The sequence below is a fragment of the Methylomagnum sp. genome (assembly GCF_054333355.1).
Genome location: NZ_JBTEKS010000231.1, coordinates 1 through 7,135 on the forward strand (window position 1 = coordinate 1; position 7,135 = coordinate 7,135).

Genomic DNA, 7,135 nt, shown 5'->3' on the forward strand with positions numbered 1-7,135 from the left:
CAGAGCTTGCAAGACCGGGTTCCCAAGCTGGAACTTGGAAAGCAGAAAAGTTGAGGATTTTGAAATGCTAGAAGAAACCATCAACATATCGTTCCCGATCAAAGCCAACATATTGCTATCGCTGAAAGAAACGAAAGAGCAATTCACACAAGACTTGCTGTATATGTCGGCCTTGACGCTATATCGCAAAAAGCGGTTATCGCTCGGCAAGGCGGCGGAGTTGGCCGGTTATACCAAACTGGATTTTATTGACAAACTCAGAATCGAAGGCGAGCCGATTTTTGATTATGGCGAACAGGAAATGGACGAGATATTCGCCGACGCAAAGAAGCTGCCATGAAGGTTGTTTCCAACACAACACCGATCATTTCGCTAGCATCTATTGATTGCTTGGATTTGCTGGCAAAGCTATTCGGTGAGGTAATTATTTCTGAGGCCGTCTACGAGGAATTGAAGACCAAACAAAAGTACGGCAATCGGGAAGTTGATTGCCCGTTTATCCAAGTCAAACCAATCCAAGGGCGTTTATATTGCGACTTATTGCTGAACCAGCTAGATTTGGGTGAAGCCGAAACCATCATTCTGGCAAAAGAAATTAACGCAGACTTTGTCATCATTGACGAAAATCTTGGCTACGAATTTGCCCGCCATGCTGGCTTAACAGTTATCCGTACATTGTCCATTTTGATTAGGGCCAAAGAGCGTGCCGAGATCATTGCGATAAAGCCGCTGCTGGATGAAATGATCGCCAAAGGCCGCTGGTATTCCCCATCGTTTTATCGCTCGTTTTTAGCGCAAATTGGCGAGTTGGCCGATTAACCGATTTTTTACGACTCCAAGTTATTAAGCGTCTTACCACCAACCACCTAAATCCAACCCATGACAGACATCATCATCGGCATCGACCTAGGCACCACCAACTCGGAAGTCGCCATCCTGCAAAACGGCAAGGCGACGGTCATCGCCGACAAGGAGGGCCGCAAAATCCTCCCGTCCTTCGTCGGGATCGGCGACAACGGCGACATCCTGGTGGGCGAACCCGCCCGCAACCAATACGTCCTCTACCCCGAGCGCACCATCAAATCCATCAAGCGCCACATGGGCGAGGACATGAAGGTGACGCTGGCGGACCATTCGTTCAGTCCACAGGAAATCTCCGCCTTCATCCTTAAGCAGCTCAAGGCCGTGGCCGAGGAACACCTGGGCCGGCCGGTGCAAAAGGCCGTCATCACCGTGCCCGCCTACTTCTCCGACGCCCAGCGCCAAGCCACCCGCGAAGCCGGGGAAATCGCCGGGCTGGACGTGGTCCGCATCATCAACGAACCCACCGCCGCCGCCCTCGCCTACGAGGCCAAGACCAGCCACCGCAAGCGCATCCTGGTGTACGACTTAGGCGGCGGCACCTTCGACGTGTCGGTGGTGAGCATCGAGGACGACGTGGTGGAAGTCCTCGCCAGCCACGGCAACAACCGGCTGGGCGGCGACGACTTCGACGCCCGCATCGCCCTGCATCTGGTGGAACACATCAAACGCGACCACGATTTCGACATCACCGAGTCGCGCCAAATCATGGCCCGCATCAACCGCACGGCGGAAGGCGCCAAACGCGCCCTGTCCGACCAGCCATTCGTGCGGATCGAGGAGGAATACCTGTTCGAGAAGGAAGGGACGCCGGTGCATCTGTCGCTGGAACTGTCCCGGTTCGAATATCAGGACATGATCGCCGACTACATCGACGAGACTCTGGAGGCCGTGCATATCGCCTTGAAGGGCGCCAACCTGACCGCCTCCGACATCGACGAGATTGTCCTGGTGGGCGGCAGCACCCGGACGCCGGTCGTCAGCGAGCGGCTGTTCGAGGAATTCCGCAAGGAGCCGCAGCGGGACATCGACCCGGACCTGTGCGTCGCCATGGGCGCGGCCATCCAGGCGGGCATGATCGCCGGGGAGTCGGTGTCCTCCGTGCTGGTGGACATCACGCCCTACACCTACGGCACCTGCGCCATTGGCGAACTGAACGGCGAATTCTACCCCTACGTCTTCGTGCCGATTGTCCGCAAGAACACGCCCCTCCCCGTCACCAAGACCGAAGCCTTCTACACCATGCACGACGGCCAGGACACGGTGAATGTGCGGGTTTACCAGGGCGAGGACACGGACGCCCTGAACAACATCGAGATTGGCGAATTCCTCATCACCGGCCTGCGCGACGTGCCCGCGGGCAACACCATCACCGTGACCTTGGGCTTGGATTTGAACGGCATCCTGCACGTCTCGGCGCGGGAGAAGGACACCGGCTTGGAAAAGTCCATCACCATCAACAACGCCATAGGCCGCTTCAAGGAGCAGGAGATGGAGGACGCCAAGGCCCGCGTCGCCGCCTTGCTGGGCCTTGCGCCGGAAGGTGGCGAAGCCCCGGCGGCGGCCAGCCATCACGAGGAAGTGAAGGCGCGCGCTTTGATGGAAAAGGCGGAGCGGCTGTTGGAGCAAGCCAACGAGGAGGACCGCGAGGACATGATCGACCTGATCGAAGCCATCAAGGACGGCTTGGCCGCCCAGGACGCCGGGGCCGTGGAATCGGCGTCCGAGCGCTTGGCCGACATCCTTTACTACCTGGACACCTGATGGACCGTTGCCCGACCTGTCAGGCCCGGCTGCGGGAGCCGCCCGTGTGTGGCCGCTGCCAGTCCGACCTCACCCTGCCCCTCGCCGCCGAGGCGGAAGCCGCCGAGCATGTGCGCCTTGCCCTCGCCCACTTGGCCGGGGGCGATATGGCGGCGGCGCGGGAGGCGGTGGAGGAATCCTTGCGGCTCAAACGGGGGGCGTTGGCGGCGGCGTTGCGGGGATTCTTGGAGGCACCCCGGCCCGTGGCGGCGGTGCCCGAGCTTGTTGAGATCGAGGCTCCGCCGCCGCCCCCGCCGCTTCCCCATGATGATGAGCCGCATGAGCATGGCGAGGAACACCATGATTCTTGGGTGGCGAAGTTGATGCGGGCGGTGAAGGGGATTTAGTCCCGTAGGGCGGGAGGGGGCAGGAAAAACTAGCCCTTTCCCGCTGCTTCGCGCCGCATCGCCGCGATTTCTTCGACCGGCACGCCGACACGCTGGGATAGCAGGGCGTCATCGGTGATGATGTCCAGCAGGGCGCGGGCGATGGACCGCTCCGTGTCACGCCTCCCTTTTTCCAGTCCTTCCTGTTTCCACTCCTCGGTCCACTGTTTCACTCGTTCAGCCAGCATGGTTTCGGCCTCCTGTAAGTCATGTATCGGTGAAAAATTCGCGTTCGGCACCCGGCCCGAGCGCAGCAGGTCTTTCACCATTTCGCGGTGGGAGAAGAGCAGTTTGTAGGCGCGGTCGTTGTCCATGGGGATAGTTTAACCGGGTGGGGCTGGGGATGATCGGGGTGACTTTGGGCGCGTCCGGCCCTTTTGCCGAAGAATTAAAATACGTTGAATTTGACGTAAATTATTTTCAACGTACAATGAAATAACTTAATTATGTTGAGGGCGTGCCGTTATGAAAGCCAATCCAGGCGGGCAAATCGACCTGAAAGAGGTCGTCGGACGGGATGAAGTGATTGAGCACATCTGGGAAACCATCGCCCAGCAGTCAATTCGCATGAATGCCGAGCGGCGTATCGGCAAAACGACCATCATCAAAAAACTTCAAGCAGAACCCCGCGCTGGGTGGGTTCCGATCTTTCAGGACTTGGAGCAGTACCACACGGCCCAGCAATTCGCCGAAGCTGTTTTCCGCGAGGTTGACCAATTTCTTTCACAGCGCCAGCTTGCGGCGCGTCGGGCCAGAACCTTTTTTGAAACCATCAGCGGAACCCAGGTGGCGGGAGTCAAGCTGCCGACCTTCAACGCGCAAGCACCCTGGAAAGAGCTACTGACCAAGGCAGTCGAGGATTTAGTGGAGGCACGGGATAGCCAAGGCGAGCGCCCACTGTTCCTGTGGGACGAAGTGCCCTACATGCTGAAAAGCATCGCCGACCGGGACGGTGAAACTGTGGCGATGGAAGTGCTGGATACCCTCCGCGCCTTGCGGCAGGGCGAGGGCGACAAAGGCTTGCGGATGGTCCTCACTGGCTCCATCGGCATCCACCATGTGCTTAGTGCCCTCAAGAACAAGAGCTACGCCAACTCGCCGCTTAACGACACTTTCGCCCTTGAAGTTCTGCCGTTAGCACCGGATTTCGCCCGCGACCTCGCCGCCAAGCTCATCGCGGGCGAAGCCATCCCGACCGATCAGCCTGCCGCTTTGGCTGAGGCCATCGCGCTGGTGTCCGACGGCTTCCCCTTCTACATCCACCACATCGCCAAAGCGCTCAAGCAATCCCGCTTGCCGGGCACGCCCGAGTCCGTCGAGCAAGTGATTTCCCGACAATTGCTCGACGCCAATGATCCGTGGCAATTGAACCATTACCGCGAACGCATCCCCACCTATTACGGCCAAGCCGATGAACCCGCCGTGCTGGGCATTCTCGATGGCGTCGCGGCGGGTGAGGTTGGTGCGGCGCTGTCGCTCAATGAGTTGCTGACCGAGTTGAAAAACACCGGATTGCTCATCGACCGGGAAAAGTTGCTGGCCCTGTTGCGGTTGATTGAGCAGGACCATTATCTGGCGCGGGACGAGGCGGGCGGGTATCGGTTCAAATTCCCGCTGTTGCGGCGTTGGTGGCGATTGGCGAGGGGGCTGTGACATGGGTGACCGGGCGTTTCTCTCTGTCTTCACTCCCAGCCGCACGCCGCCGGAAGATTTGGAAGCCATCTTCGTGCAGCGTCAGGCGATGCTGGCGGATGCGGTGGAGCGGGTCCGCGAGAGCGCGACCACGGGCAGCAAGCATCATCTGTTGTTCGTCGGGCCACGGGGCACGGGCAAGACCCATTTGGTGACGTTGCTGGTGCATCGGCTGAATCAGGACGCGGCGCTTCTGGACCAGCTGCATATTGCGTGGCTGAACGAGGACGAAACCAGCACCTCGCTGTTGGAGTTTCTGCGGCGGATTTACTTGGCTTTGGCGAAGCGCTATCCCGGCGCGTATCGCGAGGCGGATTTGGAGCCGATGTACGACATGGACCCGAGTTCTGCCGAAAGCTGGCTGGCGCAGTGGTTGCCGGATCAGTTGGGCGACCGGACGCTGTTGGTGGTAGTGGAGAATCTAGATGCCTTGTTCGAGAGCCTGGGCGAGGCGGGGCAGCAGCGGCTTAGGGCGTTCATTCAGGAGCGTCCGGTGTTGTCCCTGGTCGCGACGGCGCAGCGTTTGGTGGATGACATCGCCAAGCGCAAGAACGTGTTTTTCGGGTTTTTCCAGGTGGAGCCGCTGCAAACCCTGTCGGTGGAGGAGGCCGCCGAGTTGTTGGGCAAGATCGCCAGCCTGAACCAAGACCCGGAGACCGCCGCGTTTTTGCGCAGCCCGACCGGGCGTTCGCGGATTCGGGCGCTGCATCATTTGTCGGGGGGGAACCATCGGATTTATATCGTGTTGTCGCAGTTCATCACCCGCGACAACATCGACGCGCTGGTGGTGCCGTTCGCGAAGATGATCGACGAGATGACGCCGTACTATCAGGAGCGCATCCGTTGGTTGGCGCCGCAGCAGCGGAAGATTGTGGAGTTTTTGTGCAGCCGGGAGCGGCCCGTGCCGGTGAAGGATTTGGCGCGGCGGTTGTTCGCCAGCCAGCAGACGATTTCCAGTCAGTTGAAGGATTTGCGGGGGAAGGGCTATGTGCAGTCGGCGCAGCGGGGGCGGGAGGTGTTGTATGAGATGGCCGAGCCGTTGATGCGGATTTGTGTGGAGGTGAAGGAGAACCAGTCGCCGGGGCCGATGCGGTTGTTGGTGGATTTTTTGCGGGTTTGGTATGACGAGGGGGGGTTATCGGCGCGATTGCAGAAAAGTGAGGATGGGAGTTTGGCTAGAACTTATTTGCAAGCCGCTATTGATAGAAATTCGGAATTCGGAAATTTAAGGGCGCAGCTTTTGGTAGAGGGATTTCGGGAAGAATTTTGTGATGGACCTGAAGCAGCATGGCTACCCATTATTGAATTATTTTCAAAAGCATCTGAAGAAGTAGCTTTGGCCTGTGGCAAATGGGTTTCTGGTAATTCTGATGAGGCATTAGATATTCTTGATAATTTTATTAAAAATGACGAAGCTCAACACTCGATTGTTAATGCTTCCGCTAGGCTATTAGCTGCGTTAATTTACCGTCAGCAAGGTGCATTTGAGCAGATTGTTAATGTGCTTGATCCCATTAAAAAAATGCACGGCATACCTGTCGAAATAGTTGCAAAAGCTTATTGTGATCAGGGTTCAGCGTATGAAAATCTCGGTCACCTAGAGAGCGCTATCGCCAACTACAATATCGTTATTGAATTACCAGCCGCACCAGGTAAAGAGGTGGCACGAGCGCTCTTTGATCGTGGAGTCATTTACGGACAATTTGGGAATGCCGAAAGAGAAATCGCTGATTATTCCTCTGTTATTAAGCTGTTGGACGCTCCCATTAATCAGATAGCAAGGGCGCTTTTTAATCGAGCTGTGACCTACGAGCAACTCGGAAACCTTGAGAGTGCGCTTAATGATTGCAATACGATTATTGATTTGTCGGATGTGCCAATAGAAACATTTGCGAGAACTCTTCTGTATAGGAGTGTGATTTTTCAAAAAATTGGAAAAGATAATGATGCGATTTCCGACTATAGTGCTGTAATTGGGCTATCGGAGGCATCGGTGCAGCAGATTGCGCAAGCACTGATTGGCCGAGGCGTAATATATGGACGACTCAGTGAAGCTGAAAAAGCTATAAACGATTTTAGTGCCGTAATTGGTCTACCGAATTTGCCGACAGAGCAACTCGCAACAGCACTTTATGCTCGAGGAGCTACTTATTGGTATTTGAGAGAGTTACTCCGTGCTGAGGCTGATTTTGAAGCAATGCTTCAATTAGCCAAAGCGCCGGTTGAATTTCGCTTATATGCACATTTCTCTCTCGCCAAAATGCAGATTGCTAGCGGGCGTTGGGAATTTGCTTTATCTAGCCTTACGGCAGGCCTAGCCCTGGAAGGCGTCGAGAAAAAGGCTTACGACGGCGAGTCGGCGGGCATTATTTCGTCTCTCTTCGATAGCACCC

Annotated in this window: 7 protein-coding genes; 6 read left to right on the plus strand and 1 reads right to left on the minus strand. The window is 56.7% G+C overall.

Features of this window, described 5'->3' with window-relative positions; genetic code table 11:
* The 4 genes from ACXWUF_RS15590 to ACXWUF_RS15605 form a co-directional block, all read left to right on the plus strand.
* On the plus strand, nt 1-340 hold a 340-nt coding region (locus tag ACXWUF_RS15590), incomplete at its 5' end, for a UPF0175 family protein (RefSeq protein ID WP_458495573.1).
* Nucleotides 337-819: a DUF3368 domain-containing protein gene (locus ACXWUF_RS15595; protein WP_458495574.1), complete on the plus strand. Its 483-nt coding sequence runs from the start codon at nt 337-339 to the stop codon at nt 817-819. The genes ACXWUF_RS15590 and ACXWUF_RS15595, both read left to right, overlap by 4 nt.
* A gap of 60 nt (nt 820-879) precedes the next feature.
* A complete protein-coding gene (locus ACXWUF_RS15600) occupies nt 880-2,625 on the plus strand; it encodes an Hsp70 family protein (protein WP_458495575.1) in 1,746 nt (581 codons plus the stop codon).
* The gene (locus ACXWUF_RS15605) at nt 2,625-3,011 is read left to right on the plus strand and encodes a hypothetical protein (RefSeq protein WP_458495576.1); all 387 of its coding nucleotides are present in this window, start codon (nt 2,625-2,627) and stop codon (nt 3,009-3,011) included. The genes ACXWUF_RS15600 and ACXWUF_RS15605 overlap by 1 nt, the downstream gene beginning before the upstream one ends.
* Nucleotides 3,012-3,040: 29 nt before the next feature.
* Here the strand turns inward: ACXWUF_RS15605 and ACXWUF_RS15610 are convergent, their stop codons facing one another.
* Nucleotides 3,041-3,364 carry a hypothetical protein gene (locus ACXWUF_RS15610; protein WP_458495577.1) on the minus strand — a complete coding sequence of 108 codons (324 nt, stop codon included), beginning with the start codon at nt 3,362-3,364 and terminating at the stop codon, nt 3,041-3,043.
* A gap of 151 nt (nt 3,365-3,515) precedes the next feature.
* Here ACXWUF_RS15610 and ACXWUF_RS15615 point away from each other — a divergent pair, with 151 nt between their 5' ends.
* Together ACXWUF_RS15615 and ACXWUF_RS15620 are read left to right on the plus strand one after the other, a co-directional pair.
* On the plus strand, nt 3,516-4,703 hold the full coding sequence (locus ACXWUF_RS15615) for an AAA family ATPase (protein WP_458495578.1): 1,188 nt from the start codon (nt 3,516-3,518) through the stop codon (nt 4,701-4,703).
* A gap of 1 nt (nt 4,704) precedes the next feature.
* Nucleotides 4,705-7,135 (plus strand): tetratricopeptide repeat protein (locus ACXWUF_RS15620; protein ID WP_458495579.1); only part of this gene is annotated, 2,431 nt, incomplete at its 3' end.